The organism is Leptolyngbya sp. ST-U4 (assembly GCF_039962215.1).
GTDB lineage: Bacteria > Cyanobacteriota > Cyanobacteriia > Elainellales > Elainellaceae > Leptolyngbya_A.
On sequence record NZ_JAMPKZ010000004.1, the window covers coordinates 53,206 to 68,356 of the forward strand.

Annotated in this window: 11 protein-coding genes and 1 tRNA gene; 5 read left to right on the forward strand and 7 right to left on the reverse strand. The window is 52.0% G+C overall.

All coding sequences use genetic code 11. The features are described from left to right. Positions 1 to 311: 311 nt before the first annotated feature. The 4 genes from NDA02_RS09455 to lpdA all read right to left on the reverse strand — a co-directional run bounded on the left by NDA02_RS09455 (position 312) and on the right by lpdA (position 4,865). Positions 312 to 1,637 (reverse strand): hypothetical protein, encoded by a 1,326-nt coding sequence (locus NDA02_RS09455; protein WP_190794208.1) that lies wholly within the window; start codon positions 1,635 to 1,637, stop codon positions 312 to 314. A gap of 316 nt (positions 1,638 to 1,953) precedes the next feature. Beyond that, the gene (locus tag NDA02_RS09460; RefSeq protein ID WP_348246799.1) at positions 1,954 to 2,220 is read right to left on the reverse strand and encodes a DUF5340 domain-containing protein; all 267 of its coding nucleotides are present in this window, start codon (positions 2,218 to 2,220) and stop codon (positions 1,954 to 1,956) included. 87 nt (positions 2,221 to 2,307) lie between these two features. Then, on the reverse strand, positions 2,308 to 3,201 hold the full coding sequence (gene trpC / locus NDA02_RS09465) for an indole-3-glycerol phosphate synthase TrpC (RefSeq protein WP_348254849.1): 894 nt from the start codon (positions 3,199 to 3,201) through the stop codon (positions 2,308 to 2,310). Positions 3,202 to 3,431: 230 nt separating this feature from the next. After that, positions 3,432 to 4,865 carry a dihydrolipoyl dehydrogenase gene (gene lpdA, locus NDA02_RS09470; protein WP_348254850.1) on the reverse strand — a complete coding sequence of 478 codons (1,434 nt, stop codon included), beginning with the start codon at positions 4,863 to 4,865 and terminating at the stop codon, positions 3,432 to 3,434. 331 nt (positions 4,866 to 5,196) lie between these two features. Here lpdA and NDA02_RS09475 point away from each other — a divergent pair, with 331 nt between their 5' ends. Beyond that, positions 5,197 to 5,343 (forward strand): hypothetical protein, encoded by a 147-nt coding sequence (locus NDA02_RS09475; protein ID WP_190794211.1) that lies wholly within the window; start codon positions 5,197 to 5,199, stop codon positions 5,341 to 5,343. Between the two features lie 51 nt (positions 5,344 to 5,394). Here the strand turns inward: NDA02_RS09475 and NDA02_RS09480 are convergent, their stop codons facing one another. Further along, positions 5,395 to 6,183 carry an RNA methyltransferase gene (locus tag NDA02_RS09480; protein WP_190794212.1) on the reverse strand — a complete coding sequence of 263 codons (789 nt, stop codon included), beginning with the start codon at positions 6,181 to 6,183 and terminating at the stop codon, positions 5,395 to 5,397. A gap of 364 nt (positions 6,184 to 6,547) precedes the next feature. Further along, positions 6,548 to 6,631, reverse strand: a tRNA-Leu gene (locus NDA02_RS09485). A 290-nt stretch (positions 6,632 to 6,921) separates the two neighbouring features. On the opposite strand from NDA02_RS09485, the gene murA reads away from it, so the two are divergent. The 4 genes from murA to NDA02_RS09505 all read left to right on the forward strand — a co-directional run bounded on the left by murA (position 6,922) and on the right by NDA02_RS09505 (position 10,736). After that, on the forward strand, positions 6,922 to 8,301 hold the full coding sequence (gene murA, locus NDA02_RS09490; RefSeq protein WP_348246855.1) for a UDP-N-acetylglucosamine 1-carboxyvinyltransferase: 1,380 nt from the start codon (positions 6,922 to 6,924) through the stop codon (positions 8,299 to 8,301). Positions 8,302 to 8,613: 312 nt separating this feature from the next. Then, positions 8,614 to 9,558, forward strand: a complete 945-nt coding sequence (gene ispE, locus NDA02_RS09495; protein WP_348254852.1) for a 4-(cytidine 5'-diphospho)-2-C-methyl-D-erythritol kinase — start codon at positions 8,614 to 8,616, stop codon at positions 9,556 to 9,558. A gap of 85 nt (positions 9,559 to 9,643) precedes the next feature. Then, positions 9,644 to 10,018 carry a DUF3082 domain-containing protein gene (locus NDA02_RS09500; protein ID WP_348254854.1) on the forward strand — a complete coding sequence of 125 codons (375 nt, stop codon included), beginning with the start codon at positions 9,644 to 9,646 and terminating at the stop codon, positions 10,016 to 10,018. Next, entirely contained in the window at positions 10,008 to 10,736 is a 729-nt protein-coding gene (locus tag NDA02_RS09505) for an aspartate/glutamate racemase family protein (protein ID WP_348246802.1), read from the forward strand. Before NDA02_RS09500 ends, NDA02_RS09505 begins: the two co-directional genes overlap by 11 nt. Here NDA02_RS09505 and NDA02_RS09510 read toward each other — a convergent pair. Then, a complete protein-coding gene (locus tag NDA02_RS09510) occupies positions 10,721 to 14,305 on the reverse strand; it encodes a PAS domain-containing protein (protein WP_348254855.1) in 3,585 nt (1,194 codons plus the stop codon). The two genes, NDA02_RS09505 and NDA02_RS09510, sit on opposite strands and share 16 nt — an antisense overlap. Positions 14,306 to 15,151 lie beyond the last annotated feature (846 nt).

A 15,151-nucleotide genomic window follows, 5' to 3' on the forward strand; every position in this document is an offset into this window, starting at 1 on the left:
CAAACCCTGATCATACAACTTTTAAGCCTATCCAATTTTTTGATGCTCAAAAGCTAACGTTGTCATTCTCTAACTCCCAGGCAGTCATGACGTTGCAAGGATGATAAGGGAATCGAGGGAACAAAGGAAGGCAAATGGGGTGGAGTTGGGAGATGGCTCTGGGAAGGAGCAGGAATCGGGGAAATAAGGGGAACTAGGATTAGCGATTCTGCCCAATGCATTTTGTCTGAAGTCAATTTTGTCTGAACTCAAGGTGCGATCGTCTGGATTGAAACACAAGCATGAAAGCGTTTGGCGAACCAGGAAGAGGACTAAGCCTGATTAGTTCCTGCACCTGAATCTTTGCCCTGATCTTTTACATTTTGGGCGCGACGACGCACCAGAAAATCGGGAAGTTCAACCGTTGTGAGCCGTAGCGGAGAAACGCTGGAAGAAGATTCCGCAGAATGAGCCATAACCGATTGAAACGACTGGAGCAACTCTGGGGGCAGAGCATGAGCCGAGGCGTGATGGGTAAGAAGCTGCTGAATTAAGGCTTTGATCTGAGCGATCTGTCCCTGCCCGCGATTGTAGTGATCTTTCCAATATTGCACAGCAGTTTCGTACTCTGTTCCCTGCTGTGCCTGATGCAAAATCTGCTCCTGCATTTCTGCCATGCGTTGTTCTAGCGTTGTGAGTCGTTCTTGGAGCAGCTCCCGCTCTGCTTCTAGCTCTTGCTGCTGTTGCTGCCAGCGGCTTTGCTGAATGGTGTACTGAACAAGCTGTTGCTCCAGATTTTCGACCTGGCGGTGGGCGGCTTCTAGATCTCGTTCCAGAGTGGTTTTGCCCTGGCTCTCGGTACGATGAATTACCTGCTGCCAGTGGGCAATACGCTGCTGCTGTTCGACCAGGGCAGCCTGCATTCGCTTGAGCTGTGCTTCGAGCTGGGAATAGCTGCTCTGCTGCTGAAAAAGATGGTTTGAAAGCTCGTGAATCTGCTGTTGAGCGACTTCGAGCTGTCCCTGAAGGGTTACCGAAAGCGATCGTGCTGCCAGGGTTTCCGATTCGAGTTCAACGACGCGCTGTTGGCGTAGGTCCAGGGCGTCTTGTAAGTCCTGAATCTGCTTGGCAAGGCGGTGTCTCTGATTTTGATTTTCGAGCTGATCCTGTGCGAGCCGCAGCCGCAACCGCTCAACTTCCTGCTGCTGAAGCCGAGTCATGGCCTCGATCGACTGCAATAGCTCCTGAATCGCCTGATCGCGCTGCTGGGTTTCGATCCGCTGGGTTTCGATTGCCTGCTGCTGCTCCGAAAGCTGAAGTTTGAGTCGGGCGATCGCCTGCTGCTGCACCTGAGAAAATTCTTCGGTGACAGCAAGCTGTTTTTCAAGAATGCTTTGCTCCTGCACCTGAATTCTGACTTCATCCAGATAGGCGAGTGCCTGATCGAGAGCTTGCTCCAGGTGATGGATGCGAGTTGTCCGCTCTTGATCGAGGTCTCGCGCCTGCTCCAGCTCATTCAGCAATGCCTGATAGTCCGCAGCCGTAATTGACAACCCCGACTCTGCCAAACTGGTGGATTCGGATGGAATCGTCTCTGCTGGCATCGCGGAAGGATGAGGTATCATGCTGCGATCGTGTAGCGCATCGGACTGGGACACTCCCAACCTCCAGGGAATCACGCAGGAAAAATCCGGTCAATATCCGTCTAAAAGACGCTGCCAACAGTCTACCGGATGAATTCCAAAGTGGCACTTTTCCAATCTAAATTTCTTGAACTGCCACTCTTGGAGAATGTTTGATTCAGGATTAGGGGTTCTGAATCGCCCCCTAAATTTCCATTCGTCAGAGACTGATTAGCCAGGGACTTTAAAACTTAATCTGGAAGAGGTTCTGTCAGGAAAAAGAGAGCTTAAGCCTGCTGCTTAAGCAACACTTACTTTCAGGTCAAACCACTTGTCCAGCACAAGCCTGGGCTTAGGATTGAGGCTGACAGAGATCCGGTGGTAGTGAGTTTGCCGAAGTGGAGTTCAGCGACCAGCGGTAATCGATCGGCAGATTGGCTCGCTGGCAGCTCTCTTCGAGGTGCTTTTGCTGAGACAAGGCTTTTCGCAAAGTGATGATTAGCTCATGCACTTGCTCCTGCTGGGGAGATTGATATCCAACTGCTTGCATAGTTTGACGTTCAAGCAGTTGGAGCAATAACTCGTAGTGGATATGCGAAGGAAGAGGAATAGGCTCCATGCAACCTGGGGATTAGGAATTGTAAAAAAGCTGCAACATGACTTAAGTATGCACTTAAATCTTTAAACCTGCGAGTAAATCGCTCGCTCAGCGGCGCGAATTTACCAAAATCGCTTCAACGGCTTGCTGAAGATCGGGCTGCTTGACTAGCGATTCTCCGATTAGGACTGCCCCTGCACCTGCCTGACGAACTCGCTCTAGTTCCGCTGGAGCATGCAGCCCGGACTCGCTGACTATTAGGATTTCACGCGCTCGAATTTCCTCGCTCCGTGCCGCTAGCAAATCTTCAGTCGTTTGCAGATCTACCGTGAAATTCTCCAGGTTGCGGTTGTTGATCCCCACCAACGTCGCTCCTTCCAAAGCCAGGACGCGATCGAGTTCCGCCAGGGTATGCACTTCGATCAGAGCGGTCATGCCCAGAACTCGTGCAATTTTCAGGAAATACTGCAAGTCTTTGTCCGGCAAAATTGCTGCAATCAGCAGGATGGCATCAGCTCCGTTGTTTCGCGCCAGGTAGATTTGATAGGGATAAATGATGAAATCCTTACAAATCAACGGAAGATCGATCGCTTCTCGGATTTGCTTTAGATTCTCGAAGCTGCCCTGAAAGAATTTTTCGTCGGTTAGCACCGAGATACAGGCAGCTCCTCCTTGAGCGTAAGATTGGGCGATCGCCACTGGATCAAAATCTTCCCGCAGTATGCCTTTACTAGGAGAAGCCTTCTTCACTTCCGCGATCAGGGCAGGATGACTGGAAGCTGACTTGAGTGCAGCCAGAAAATCCCGGACAGGCGGCGCAGTTTTTGCCTGTTGCTGCAGCTCGATCAGGGGCAGACGCTCCCGCATCTTATCGACTTCTTTTTCTTTCTGCCAAACGATCTCTTCAAGAATATGGCGCGGCTCCGCATCTTGAAGCTGAGCTTGATAGCGGACAAACTCGACAGCGATCGTGGGGTTAGGTTGGCGGCGACGGATTTGCATTGAAGGGAGTCGGTGAGGGGGTGTATGGGTGAGGGAAGGGTGAGGTAAGGGGTAAAAAGTGGGCAGTAAAGGAAGTGGGCAGATGAAAGAAGCAGGGGGTAAAGGGTGATGAAATAAAGGCAGTCAAGGGAGCCAGGATAAAGAAGTAGGAAGCAGAATTGCCCCAGGAATCCAGCTTCCCCTTATCCACCGAGCCACCTACTTACTCCCTCACTGCCCCAATCCCCTCATCAATGCGCAACAACTGCCCGCTTATACGCCTCATCCAGCACTTCAGATAGCGTGGGATGGGTGTGAACAGTAAAAGCGAGGTCTTTGATCGATCGCCTTTCTGCGATCGCGTTGGCGGCTTCCTGAATCAGGTCAGAGGCGTGGAGTCCCAGGATGTGAACGCCCAGCACTTCTCCCGTATCTTCGCGGTAAATCACTTTTGCTATTCCATCAGTTTCGCCTTCGGCGATCGCTTTCGAGTTGCCTTTGAAGTACGACCGTGTCGTTGCCACTTTGAAGCCTTCGGCTTTGGCAAGTTCCTGGGCGGCGGGTTCGGTGAGCCCGACAAAGCTGACTTCGGGATGGGTAAAGGCGGCGGCTGGAATGCTGCGATAGTCCACGATGCGCGACCGACCGCAGATGTTTTCAACGGCGATAATGCCCTGTGCCGAAGCCGCATGAGCTAGCATCATTTTTCCAGTGGCATCGCCGATCGCCCAGAGATGGGGCACAGGCTGACCGTCTACAAGAACTTCTAAGCGATCGTTCACGGGGATAAAGCCTCGGCGATCGAGTTCAACGCTGACAGCTTCCAACCCCAAATTTTGGGTGGCAGGGATGCGTCCGGTTGCAACGAGGCAAGCATCGACTTCCAGCACGTCAACGACTTCTTTGGTTTTCGCGTCTGCAAGTTCGATGACTACGGGCGAACCGGGGATCACTCGCTTTGCCAGGGTGCTGACTTTGGTTTCGATATCACGAGGGGCAATCAAAACGCGCTGTGCCTGCTTCGCAATGTCGGGATCAAAACCAGGCATCAGCTGATCGAGGGCTTCAATCATCGTCACTTCGCTGCCTAGCGCAGTATAAATATCAGCAAACTCCAGACCGATATAGCCACTGCCGATAATCGCGATCCAGTTAGGCAGGGATTCGAGCCTAACACCGTCATCGCTGGTAAAGACTGTTTTATTATCAATCTCGATTCCTGGCGGCACAAACGGCACAGAGCCCGGCGAGAGAATAATGTCTTTGGCGGTAATCGTCTTTTCGCCTGTGCTGGAGGTCACTGTGACTTTTTGCGGACCTGCAATTCGACCGCGCCCGCGAATCGTTTCAACCTTCAGCCGCTTCAGGCTATTCGTCAGGTCATCTCGAATTTTGGCAACCAGATTGTTGGCATGGGCGGCGATCGACTCCCGCTCGAATGAAACTTGTTGAACCTGAATTCCGAATGCTTTCAGATGATGAGCATTTCGCAGCTCCCGCACTCGCCCAGAAGCTGCCAGTAGTGCCTTTGAAGGAATACAGCCGCGGTTGACGCAGGTTCCTCCCATATCTTCTGCTTCAATAATGGCAGTCTTTAGCCCACAGCTTACGGCATGCAGCGCGGCTCCATGTCCACCTACGCCCGCCCCAATAATCACTAAATCGTAGTCGAATTCGTGACTCACTTCGCTCTTCCTCTGCAATGCTCAGTCTTCCATTTTCGGTGTTGAAGGGACGATTAGACAACTGTTTACCTAATTTACCTCAGTGATTTCGATGTTTTATGCAAGAGTCAGGCTTGTGCACGGTGAAAAGATCCGTAATCCTACGCGGCAGGGTGCGATCGGATCAGCAGCTTCTGGACGAATTCTAGGAATACGTTTTCAAAAACCATCAGCGATCGACAGAGATAGTTTCAATGACTTCCGAATATCTTTACCAGAAGACAATTGAAGGGTTCCTCGGCTCTCTCAATCGCCTGGGAAACAGCAGTTGGGGGAACAGCAGTCGGCTTGATTGTCAGTTTCACCCCAGGCAAGTGCGCCAAGGGCTTCTCAAGATACCCAGTCTGCTTCTTTGCTGAGCGAAAAAGAAACTCAAATTCTCGAAGAGGCGGTTGCAGATATAGAGCAGACCGTGAAAAAGCAGCCGAAATTGCTTTGAAGCAGCCTTCGAAATCGAATCCTCATCTCAGCCTTTCTAATCCTCGGTTTGCTACTCTCGCTTGAGTTCTCGCTGGCGACGTGCTTCATACAAAATCAAAGCGGCGGAGATTGCCACGTTCAGCGACTCTACGCCTGGCACAAGCGGAATTTGTATTGCTACCTCTGCAAATGCCGCGATATCTGGCGACAGTCCGGCTCCCTCGTTGCCCAGCAGAATCAGACTGGGTAGGGTCAGGTCAATTTCCCAGTAAGTGAGGGTAGCAGTCGGCAGGGTGGCAACAATCTGAACCCCGTGACGCTGAAACTGAATCAGGTCGGATTTGAGATCGGGCGTAACAGTCATGGGCAGGCGAAACCACTGCCCAGCAGTTGCTCGCAGCACTTTGGGATGATCTAGATCCACACTGTCGGCGGTCAGCCATAGCCCTTCTGCCCCTGCAGCGGCTGCCGTGCGAATAATCGTTCCCAGATTACCTGGGTCTTGCAGCTTGTCCAGAGCGATCGCTAGCCGCAGATCATAGCCGATTGGCGTAAGAGTATTTCGCCGCACCGTTGCCACAACGCCATCGGGATTCACAGTCGTGGCGATTGCCTGCAACACTTCTTCGCTGACTAACTCCGAGCGATCGGCTTGCTCACTCACCTGTTGCCAGAGTTGTGGATGAGCCGCCTGCCACTCAGGAGTACAGCACACGACGACTAGCTCAGCATGGGTCGCACAGGCTTCTTCAAGCAGATGGGTTCCTTCGAGCAAAAACACCTGCTGTTCTCGTCGCTCTTTTGCCCGGTGCAGTTTCCGAAGTTGCTTGACGAGAGGATTTTGCAAACTGGTCAGCATTTTGGGGCTTCTACTTCGCCTTGGTCGGCTGCTTGCAGAGAATTGCAGTATCGATCAGGCTATCATTTTCGCTCTGGAGTGGACTGGGAATAGGCGAAATTTGTGGTGGCTATCGCGGCTGAAGGACGAGGTGCAGGATTTCTACCCCGTCGTGCTTCAATTCATCCTATCGATTCATCCGATCGATAGGAGTGGATGTACAGCAACAGCCCCTACAATAAAGCATTAGGAAATCACTAATTCAGAGAAGCCAGCCCGGAGCAGGTTTCTCCAGGCTTGATCGCTTCAAGGCTAATTTTTTCCAGTTGGCTTATTCAGGCTCAAGATTCGCTTGAATTTAGCTTGAGCTTATTCTGGCTTAAAATGCGGAACCCGGGACTTGAACCCGGAAGTCTTTGCAGACACTAGAACCTGAATCTAGCGCGTCTACCAATTCCGCCAGTTCCGCACGTTTCTTCGACCTCGCCTGTTCCTTGCAGACTTTCTGCTCGGTTCGGCGAACGGTTTAGCCTGCTGTGTGTCGCATCTCAACCGCGATTTCTAATCTTGCCTTAAAGTCTTTCATTCGTCAACTGGTTCGGCAATTATTTTTGAAACGGACGAGTTCTGCAAACCTACGCTATACAAATCTGCGGCTCACCTTTACACTCGTTCTGGACATTTTGAAACTTTCCGCTAGAATCATTACCAAATTTATTTCGTTTCTAGGTAACTTAGTTGCCAACCCCATTCGCTTATTTGGAGGACAGAGCCATTACTTCCACTCTTAGCCTATCGAGCCAATCTGCTCTACCCGAAGAAGACAAATCGATGCTGCAAATTTTGGGAGGGCACTCTCTTTCCGGAGAGGTCAGCATCAGTGGTGCGAAGAACTCTGCCCTTGTGATCATGGCAGGTGCGCTGCTTTGTTCAGGTGATTGTCGCCTTCGCAACGTTCCGTCTTTGATCGATGTCAGGCGGATGGGCGAAATTTTGTCTGCTCTGGGAGTAAAATTGGAGCGGCAGGGCAACGTGCTGGACATTAATGCCAGCCAGTTTGAAGTGACTAAAGCTCCCTATGAGCTGGTCAGTCAGCTTCGCGCCAGCTTTTTTATCGTGGGTCCGATGCTGGCGAGGTTGGGTGTCGCGAGAGTGCCGTTGCCGGGGGGATGTGCGATCGGGGCGCGTCCGGTCGATTTGCACGTTCGGGGTTTGCAGGCAATGGGAGCCGATGTGCAGATTGAGCATGGCACCGTTCATGCCCACATCAAGGGCGGCAAAAAACGGCTTCAGGGCGCAAGAATTTACCTCGACTGTCCCAGTGTGGGCGCGACTGAAACCCTGATGATGGCGGCAACCCTGGCAGAAGGGGAAACGATTCTGGAAAATGCGGCTCAGGAACCCGAAGTGGCTGATTTGGCGAACTTTTGCCGATCGATGGGAGCTAACATTCAGGGCGCGGGAACCAATACAATCGTGATTTCAGGCGTTCCCCAGCTTCATTCGACCGATTACCCAATCATCCCCGATCGCATTGAAGCTGGAACCTTTTTGGTGGCGGGTGCGATTACTCGATCGGAAATCAGCCTGTTCCCGATCGTGCCGGATCACCTGACGGCGGTGGTGGCGAAGCTGAAAGAAATTGGCGTGAAGGTGGTGCTAGAGGCTCCCGATCGGATGCGGGTAATTCCGACGCAGCAGCATCGGGCGACCGATATTGAAACGATGCCTTTTCCCGGCTTTCCGACGGATATGCAGGCGCAGTTCATGGCACTCCTGACCCTGAGCGACGGCAATAGCATTATCACCGAAACAGTGTTTGAAAACCGTCTGCGCCATGTCGCTGAGCTGAACCGGATGGGGGCTGATATTCGGGTGAAGGGCAATATTGCGATTGTGCGGGGAGTTCCCCTGCTGTCGGGCGCGCCCGTGGTGGCAACAGATTTGCGGGCTTCAGCTGCGCTGGTGCTGGCAGGGCTGGCGGCAAATGGAACGACTACGATTCAAGGGCTGCATCACCTCGATCGCGGCTACGACAACCTGGAAGGCAAGCTCAAAGGGTTGGGCGCAAAGCTGGAACGAATCAAGGGCGATTCAACCGAGGCGATCGCGTTGCTGAGTCCTGCTCCCGTGGGTTAATCAAACCTGCGTGAAGTTAATCCTTGTGGTAAGGGTGGGCAATGCTCACCTTTTTTAGTCAGATTTTAGTCAGAATTTTTAGAAGAATGCCGATCGGAAGAGTGATAAATTCTAAAGGCTGATCGAAGAGGAGATTTGAAGCGTTTTTGAGATCCTGCATTGCCCGCTAAATCCCCCTTTATAGGCGACTTGGAGATCCTAAAGTGAGCTAGGTTCCTCGCAGCGCAGGAAAACTAGAGAGACAAACATAATTTTAACTATCCTCCTGAACAGCTCACCCTGCTGCACCTGTGTTTTTCACTGCTGTTATTCATGCAAACCTATAAACTGCTGGCTCCTGCCAAAATTAATTTGTATTTAGAGATCATTGGCGATCGTCCCGATGGGTTTCACGAGCTAGCCATGATTTTGCAGAGCGTTGACCTTGCCGATCGACTAACGCTGCGGGCGAACGGAACCGAGCGAATTCAGGTATTGTGCAGCAATGCAGAAGTCCCATCGGATCAAAGCAATCTGGCATATCGGGCAGGAGCTTTGATGGCGCAGCAGTTTCCAGAGCAGTTTCAAAGATTTGGCGGCGTGGAGATTACGCTGGAGAAGAATATTCCGATCGGGGCGGGGCTGGCGGGTGGTTCTGCTGATGCTGCTGCCGTCATCGTTGGCATTGACCTGCTGTGGAATTTGGGACTGACGCGAGTGGAACTTCAGGAACTTGCCGCCCGCCTCGGATCAGATATTCCCTTTTGCGTCATGGGTGGCACGGCGCTCGCCACAGGTCGGGGAGAGCAACTTGCCCCTTTGACCAGTCCCGATCCGCTTTATGCAGTGCTGGCGAAGTATCAAGATTTGCCTGTTTCCACCGTTTGGGCCTATCAGACTTACCGCAAACAGTTTCAGCATACCTACGCACCCGATCGCGAAACGCTGTTAGGACGCAGAAAGAGCGTGCATTCGAGTGAGCTGGTTGCGGCGATTACTCAGCGCAACAGTCAGCGGATCGGGCAGCTTTTGCATAACGATCTGGAGAAAGTCGTTTTGCCTGCCTATCCGCAGGTAGCAGATCTGCGCCGAGTGATGGGCGAACTGGGGACGCTGGGTGTGATGATGTCTGGCTCTGGTTCCACGGTGTTTGCTCTAGTAGGCTCTCAGGCTGAAGCCGATCGAGTGAAGCAAGCTCTGCGCGATCGAATTCCTGATCCGAATCTCGGCATCTGGACAACTCATTTGATCGGACAGGGAATTCAAGTGCTGCAATAGAATTCATTCCAGCGTTCATTCCATAAGATAAGGAAAGGAGGCTGAGTTCAATCTGCCCTCGCCTTTATTTTCTGGAGATATTGTTATGACCGAGCCAACCCCTCAACCGTCTGGACAAAGCGCGGTAGAAAGCAGTTCCCCTTCTAAGCTAAATAAAACAACCGACAGTTCAGGCTATGTGCCGCCGACGCCCCTGCGCTGCTTTACCGGATCGGCGATCGCCGCAGGATTTGCCTATGTGCTGTATCTGCTCACGCAATCGATTGTTTCCTCGTTTGCGGCAAAGCCGCTTTCTTCTACAAATATGCTGGCAGCCCGAATTGGAGCAGCCGTAAGAACGCTTGTGGTCGGCATTAGCACCATGGGAACCGGAATCTTTTTGATCGCGGCGATCGGGCTGCTGGCGTTGGGGATTCAGCTTGTGTTTAAGCAGCTTCGGCAAACTGGCGATGCGAATTAAAGTGATTAACGGAAACACCTTTGAGCCAATGACGCGGGGCATTGATGAATCGGCTCAGGCAGTCCGCTCGCCTCAGACGGAAATTATTACCACGCAGCCAAAGGCGGGTCCGGAGTCGATCGAGGGCTATTACGACGAGTATCTGGCGATTCCCGGCATTTTGGAAGAAGTGATTTTGTCGGGCGATGAAATTGATGCGTTTGTGATTGCTTGCTGGGGTGATCCGGGGGTGGAAGCGGCGCGAGAGCTGACGACTAAGCCCGTGGTTGGCATTGCAGAGGCAAGTATGTATGTGGCGAATATGGTGGCGGCTCGCTGGGGCGTAGTGACGACGATGCATCGTGCCCTCGACATGATCGAGAAAACGATTCATCGGGCTGGGTTTTCCCACCGCTGTGTTTCGATTCGCACCACGGGCTTATCGGTAATCGAAACCGAAACGGCTCGTCAGGCCACGATCGATGCTCTGGAAACTGCCGGACGGTTAGCCATTACCGAAGACAAAGCTGAAGCTCTCTGTCTGGGCTGTGCCGGAATGAGCGGACTCGATAAAGCACTGGAAGAGCGGCTCGAAATTCCCATTATTGACGCGGTGGCGGCAGCCGTCAAAATGGCGGAGGCGATCGTTGGTCTTCAGAAACAAACCAGCAAGGCTCTGACGTATCAGCGTCCCGAATCGAAGCGCATTAAAGGCTTCCCGGACTATATGCAGTTTTGAGGGATAGGGCTTGCCAGAGTTCCTGAGGGCTTGACCAGTGCTGCGATCGCCTGGGTAAGCGTTTCTAGGGCAAGCGGTTTGGCAAGGTGTTGCTGAAATCCTGCGGCAAGTGCCTGCTGCTGATCTGTATCGCTGGCGTAAGCACTCAACGCGATTCCCGGAAGATTGCTGCTCTGACGATCGGGCAGTGTCCGAAGCCGGCGCATCAGGGTATAGCCGTCCATTCCGGGCATCCCAATGTCGCTGATCAAGACATCAAAGCTCAATCGCTCCAGTGCCGCTAACGCTTCTAGGGCAGAGCTGACCGGAGTAACGCAAAGCTGCTGCTGTTCGAGCAGATAGGCAATCAATGCTTGAGTATCGACATCGTCATCCACCAGGAGGACTCGCACTCCTTGTAGATTGGGTGCGGTTTGCCCGCTGGGTTGACGATCGTTTGCCCGCTCAGCCATTAGCATCAGGGGCAAATAAATCGAGAAGGTTGTCCCTTGTCCTTCGCCTGCACTTTCCACAGAAATCGTGCCGCCGTGCGCTTCGACCAACTGGCGGACGATCGCTAGCCCTAAGCCTAAGCCGCCAAATTGCCGGGTCGTTGAACTGTCTTGCTGCCGAAAATGCTCAAATACGTGGGGCAAAAACTTAGGGCTAATGCCTTTTCCGGTATCCGCAACCTGAATCCGGACGAAGGGAATTTGACAGGTGGGTGGTTTTTGCTCTAGGGACTCCAGAGGAGAAGGGAGGGAGTCAGGGGAGCTAGGGGAGGATGGAGCCAGCAGGGCATGGGGTTCTGAGGCAGCAAGTTCTGATGGAACCGACAGCCGCACGGTGACTTTTCCGCCCTGGGGTGTGAACTTAATGGCGTTACTAAGCAGATTCCACATCACCTGCTGCAGTCTGCCCGTGTCCCCAAATACACGCTGTATCGGCGCATCAAACTGCGTTGTGAGCTGAATTGCCTTCGCTTCGGCAGCAAGCCGTACGGTTTCGAGAGCGGCGGCGATCGGGTCAGCTAAATCAACAGGCGTCATTTCCAGTACCAGCTTGCCGCGCAAGATTCGCGAAATGTCGAGCAGGTCATCAATGAGCTGTGCCTGAAGCTTGACATTGCGTTCGATCGCCTCCAGCCCTTGCTGCACTTTATCTGGACTGAGTTGTCGATTTTGCAGCAGCTTCGACCAGCCTAGAATCGGGTTCAGGGGCGTTCTCAGTTCGTGAGACAGCACGGCTAAGAATTCATCTTTGATTCGGTTTGCCTGTTCTGCCTGAGCACGGGCAGTTTGCTCTTGTTGCAGAAGGCCATAGCTCTGCTCGGCGAAGCGTTCGCGCTCTAGGTCGATCTGCTTGCGATCGGTGATGTCAGTCGCGATGCTGCAAACGGCGTAGGGTATACCATCCACATTGACCAAGGGAAATTTCACCGAGAGGTAAGTGTGCACACCGTCCGGCAGGTAGAGCCTTTCTTCAAACTTGAGCGGCGTTCCGGCTTCTAAAACATCGCGATCGTGTGACCAGAACAAATCAGTGGCTTCCGACTCACGCCCTGCATCGTTGGTTTGACCCTGCTGCGCCTGGGTCTGCTGACAAAGCATTTCATACTGGCGGTTGACCAGCAAATACCGCCCCTCGGTATCTTTGAGATAAATTACCGCTTCGGACTGATTTAGAATTGCCTGAAGCCGCTGTTCGCTCTCCTGGAGGGAGGCTTCTGCCTGCTTGCGATCGGTGATATCGGTATTCGTGCCGTACCATTTCACGATTTGACCCTGCTGATTTCGTAGCGGACGTGCCTGTCCTAAAATCCAGCAATATTCTCCGTTGGCTGCCCGTAGTCTTGCCTCTGCCTGGTACTCCGTGCCCATTTTTACTGAGGCAGCCCACGTCTGGGTAATTTGTGCTAAATCATCTGGATGCACAATTTCTGTCCAGCCGTCATTCTGGAGCTGTTCGACCGCCTTCCCAGTGAACTCACACCATCGCTGGTTGTAGTAATCAATGTGACCGTCAGGGGTTGCTGTCCATACCTGCTGTGGAATGGTTTCTGTGATCAGCCGGAGCTGATCTTCCCGCTGTTTCAGGGCTGCACCCGATCGCTGCCGTTCGATCGCAACACCTGCCAAGTGAGAGGCGATCGTGATTAACCGCTGTTCAGTAGCATCCGGCTGGCGTGGCGTGCGGTAATAAAGGGCAAATGTACCTAACACTCTGCCTTGGCTGTCCAGAATTGGGGTAGACCAGCAGGCTTTCAGATTGTACTGCTGAAGCAGCATCCGACTTGCCGCCCAGCGATCCTCAGCATCAATATCAGAAACAATTACTGCCTGATGGGTATGGGCAACTGTGCCGCAAATGGTGTCGATCGAGTTGCCCAAAACTCCGTCAGCAAGGTCATAGCAGAGGCTTTGTGGCAAACTAGGGCTGGCAGCCATATAGAGTTTATTGGTCGTGTCATCCAGCAGCAAAATCGAGCAAATTGCTTCATTCGACTGGGTTTCGATCAATTGCGCCAAGGTTTCTAGCACTTCACTCAGACAGGCACCCGCTGTAATAAGCTCCAGGATGTAATTTTGCGTTGCCAGGAGCACTTCACTGCGGCTGCGATCGGTAATATTTTGAGTCAGCACCATTCCTGCAAAAATTTCACCTTGTTCGTTGTGAATTGGAACAGTGTGTACCTCATAAATCTGATCCTGAAACGGCATTTCGTACGCCATTGACTGCCCTGCTAGCGTTGCCCGATAGTAGGGTTCGATCGCCGCACAAACGTCAGGCGGAAAGGCTGCCGATAGCGTTTTGCCAACCAGGTTTGAGCGATCGAGGTTCACTTGTTTGAGTCCATCGCCTTCGACCAGCAGATAGCGTAAATCGCGATCAAAAAGGAGAACAGCTCCATTGGGAATGTGCTGTGCCAGTGTTCGATAAAGGGCTTCTCGCTCCGTCAGAGCTGCATTTGCCTGCTGGAGCTGGTCAGTTCGTTCCGCAACGCGCCGTTCTAGCTCCTGGTTTGCCTGCTGGAGTGCCGCTTCTAACGCTTTCCGCTCGTCAAGTGCCAGCACCCATCGCTCCTCACGCTGACGCAACTCAGTTTCTGCCCGCTGATATTGGCTGATATCCTGCCCCACGATGTAGACCAACTGCTGTTCGACCATGGGAGTCATTTGCCAGGCAAACCAGCGATCGCTTACCGTTTCTCCTACGGAATGATTGAGGCTGCCCTGATTCCCCAGGCGGCTCTCGATTTGCCCTGCCCCTCCAGATTGAATCAATGCCTGCCACTGCTCTAGCACAGTCGCCCGATCGCTTGGGTGAATGAGGTCAAACCAGGAGGAAGTAATTTCTAACTGGAAGTTTTTGAACAGGTTGCGAAAAGCAGGGTTAATCTGCTGCAAACTACCATCAAATCTGATGATTGCTAGAGGGTTACCCGCATAGGTAAAAAACTGCTCGATTTCCCCCTCAGGTAACGGCGAAGCAATTGGCTCTGTAGCACCACTGTGCCTTTTGTCGCTTGACGGTTGAGGAAAAGGAGAGAACAGACCCATTGGAAACAGCAACGACTCCTGAGTATCCATAGGAATTTAAAAAAGGAAAATAAAACGGATGCAACGATAAAAACTTGTTTCGATCGGGCTTAGATTTATCGCGTTACTGAATTCGGATATTTTGATTGACAGAAGTAGCAGCTTAATAACTTCCTCATGTCAAAATCATCAGACCTAAAGTTCCGAACTCAAAAAAATCTGCTTTGAATCCTGGCGTTCATTGCTCCTAACTGGATTAATTTTCTAAAAAACTGCTAATTGTTTATAACAAACAGGTCTTTTCAGGAACGGGTTGTATTGCCCACTCCTGACGTTTGAACTGGCGTTCGATCGAACTGTTTGATCAACCAGATTGAGCTGTTTTACTCATCACTTATCCTTTGCAACAAATTCTTTGCAAAGAAGGCTGAGAAATGCCGCTTTTAAGGGTAGAAATCAGACCGAAAAGGAATTGAGGAGAAATGCCGACTGAACTTATAACCCTGGAACTACTACCCTGGAAATATCTTAACTCCTACCTGAAGAGAGAAGCTGATTTAGCGTCTTGCACTCCGGCTTTAGGGAATTTTTTGTAGGCTGACGATCGAAGCCAACGATTGAAAAGCTCTCCAGAACTTCGATTTGCCCGTATTGCTTAATGGATTAAATTACTTGACGAATCATTGCCAGAGGTAAACTAACCAGACAAGTTATATTCGCTTCACCCTGCCAGGTCTTTTCACGCGCCTCCATACGCTCCAGGATTCAGTCACTTGCCGAGCGCAGTTATGTTGAGAAGGATATACCGTGAGAAAAGACAAAAAAATTGCCTGACCCTATAAGCCCCCAAGGTCAGGCAGTCTCACCTGTAAGGACGCGCTTTAACCAGAAGAACCT